General features: G+C 56.5%; 1 protein-coding gene and 2 pseudogenes. 2 read left to right on the forward strand and 1 reads right to left on the reverse strand.

Going from position 1 to position 2,996, the window contains the following annotated elements:
• Positions 1-65: 65 nt before the first annotated feature.
• Positions 66-227, forward strand: a pseudogene (locus CXY71_RS00305) (IS256 family transposase); the annotation flags it as partial.
• A 731-nt stretch (positions 228-958) separates the two neighbouring features.
• Entirely contained in the window at positions 959-2,422 is a 1,464-nt protein-coding gene (locus tag CXY71_RS00315) for an MFS transporter (protein ID WP_104133755.1), read from the forward strand.
• 227 nt (positions 2,423-2,649) lie between these two features.
• On the opposite strand, the pseudogene CXY71_RS00320 reads toward CXY71_RS00315, so the two are convergent.
• Positions 2,650-2,900, reverse strand: a pseudogene (locus CXY71_RS00320) (leucine zipper domain-containing protein); the annotation flags it as partial.
• Positions 2,901-2,996: the final 96 nt, after the last annotated feature.

Genomic DNA, 2,996 nt, shown 5'->3' on the forward strand with positions numbered 1-2,996 from the left:
AACTACTACGCTGAAACAAACGGCCCGATAAATATCGAAGCCGCCAACAAAACGGCGGTATGAAACCCGGGACGGTTCAGGCCGCTCTAAAATGCTTGTATCTGGTCACTCGCAGTCTCGACCCCACCGGTGAGGGCCGAGCTCGTTGGACGATGAGGTGGAAACCAGCTCTCAACGCCTTCGCCATCACCTTCCACGGCCGCTGGCCGAACGCAGAATCCTACTAATGAAAAACGCCGGAAACACCGTTACCGAGACACACCCTGTGCCTTTGTTGAATGTGTTGGTATTGGGGGCGTCCCTAGTGCTGTTGTTTCGGCGACGTCCCCTTTTCGTCAACCTTGGGTAGGGCATCGGGATTGTCTCGAATAGTGCCGTAGAGGGCGGGGAAGGAGTTCCCTTGATGAACGCAGTAATGACAGGACTCAGCTGGAGCGGGCAGGAAGGAACGAACTCAATGACCGGCTAAAGAAACTGACTCATAAAAGTTGACATCTTCCGCCGCGCGTGGTGGACGAGGCGATCAACACAGTTCTTTACCCTCTTCAGCGATTCAGGGTAATGGGGTGCCTGTGCCAGGTGGAGGAATCGAATTATGCGCCAATTGGTGAGTTCACCAGCGTGCGCATCATTGATATATCCAAGACGATACGAGGGATCGGGGAAAATGAGTACGTCACGGGAGGCAAAGAACGCCGACAGCGATACTCCGAAACGATTGTGCGAAGTACCGAGCTTGGGCGTCGCGAAAGGGCACTGCTGATTCGCGCACTCGAGGAGGAATCATAACCATAGTGAAAGTACGCTAGTTATCGAAGAATGTGTGCTCGGCCGAGTTGACCCCACGTACTGATCCACGAGTTTCTCCACGGCGTCGCGGTTGTTCAGGCTGGAATTGCGGTGTGTGAACAAGATTCGAACCGGCCATACCAGCGGATGCTTCTAGACTTGACTGGCTATGGTTGACCATTCTTCTCCTTCGTCCGGAGGTCCCGATCGGCTGAAGTGGGAGGCGTTCTGGGTCGCTGCCGGCGTCGCTTCTCTTACTATTCTTGACCTGTCGAAGATTAATGTTGGGTTGCCGGTGATCGAGCAGTCGCTCGGTGGTGGTGTTACCGAGTTGCAATTGATCGTCGCCGGTTATGCGCTCGCTTTTGGATTGGCGCTGGTGCCATCGGGTCGGCTGGGCGATATTTATTCTCGACGGCTGATGTTCATCATCGGGCTTAGTGCGTTCTCGGTCGCGAGTGTTCTTTGCGCTATCGCGCCTACAATCGAGTTGCTTGTGGTGGCACGTATTTTTCAAGGAGTTGCCGCCGGTATCCAGATGCCGCAGGTACTGGGGCTGATCCAACAACTATTCCAAGGTGCAGAACGTGGTCGCGCCTTTGGGTTATTCGGTGCAGTCATTGGAATTTCAACGGCTTTTGGACCAACTCTAGGTGGACTTTTGATCGGCGTTGGTGGCGCCGACGCTGGTTGGCGACTGCTGTTTTGGATGAATGTGCCGTTGGGGCTTGTTGCCTTGTTCTTCGCCATCCGCTTGCTTCCGAAACGTCAGCTGCATGCACACCAAAACAGCGAGCTTGATCTTGTTGGTATCTTGCTGCTTGGAGTTGCGACTCTGGGTCTGATGCTTCCCTTCGTGCTGACAACTGGTGCGCCTACGGATGCCCCGAACCGCTGGTTCTGGTTGATTCTCTTCGTTTTCGCCGGAGCCGTTTTCATCTGGTGGGAGAGACGTTACCAACAAATCGGCAAGTCGCCAGTGGTCCATTTTTCCCTTTTTCGAACGTCGTCATATCGCAACGGGATACTGATTGCGACGGCTTATTTTGCGTCAATTCCGCCGTATTTTTTGCTGGTCACTTTGTTTCTGCAGGAAGGTCTCGATCTCGAACCCGTCTTCGCCGGAATGGTGAGTATCTCTTTCGCCCTCGCCTCCGCTGTTACCTCGTGGCTTGGCGGTCGCTTGGTCGACCGTTGGGGGCGCCAGCTCGTGGTTATTGGCCTTGTCACGGTTGTCATTGGCTTTGTGCTCGTTTTGCTCGCTGGTTTGTACGTGCGTCCAAATCTGGCGCCGTGGCTGATCGCCGCAGCCATGACCGTCACTGGTGCCGGCGGAGGTCTTGTCATTTCGCTGAACCAGACAATCACCTTGACCGATGTTCCAGTCACCCAGGGCGGAGTCGCAGGATCGATGGCGCAGGTCGGCCAGCGCGTGGGAACGGCGATCGGTGTCGCGGCCGTCATTTCAACCTTCTACGCGACGCTATTCGCCGGGGCAGGCCAGCCCGACCGTGTGCAGGTATTTCGCGAAGGATTCTTCAACGGGATGATGGTTGCGCTCGGCCTAGTGATCATCGCCCTAGTAATCGCACTAATGGACCTGCTCGGGAACCGCGGCAGAAATTACCGTTAGGTCGCTGTCGACTTACGGTGCTCCGGTGGTGGCACCCTCGAATACCCGGACGCGCTCACGACGGCCCGTTGGTAGAAAGTGTCCGCGGGTAAGGTGTGTTTGATATACCTTGCAGCTCCTACTCAATCTGATGAAGATGCTGGATCCGTACCCGTCAACGCAATCGTCCTATGGGATACCCGCCAGGTGTACCGCGCCACCAGATTGGTGACACTCGCCGGAACGTGGTGGCGCGCCAACACCCTCGACACGATCCGTGCGGGAACGCCGGTGTCGGCGGCCATCCGGGCCTTGCCAGTGCGTTAGCGTGTGCGACCTCCAGAACGGCCGCGTCACGTTCCGGACTGGTCAGGGATTGCATCGAGTGCCTCCGCGACGACCGGCCGCTGAGGCCGGCTTTACCTTCGGCACGATAGCGGCGCACCCACCGGTAGGCGCACTGCCGAGGGAAGCCGAGTTCCTTGGCGATATGCGCGACTAAACGACCACCCAATGTTAACGCCGACTGAAAACAGGGCCACTTCTGCCAACTGAAAACAGGGCCACTCTCGTGTGGTTCTAGTGTGCCGTAGTC

The sequence above is a fragment of the Cryobacterium sp. Y62 genome, from assembly GCF_002929785.1.
Taxonomy (GTDB): Bacteria; Actinomycetota; Actinomycetes; order Actinomycetales; family Microbacteriaceae; genus Cryobacterium.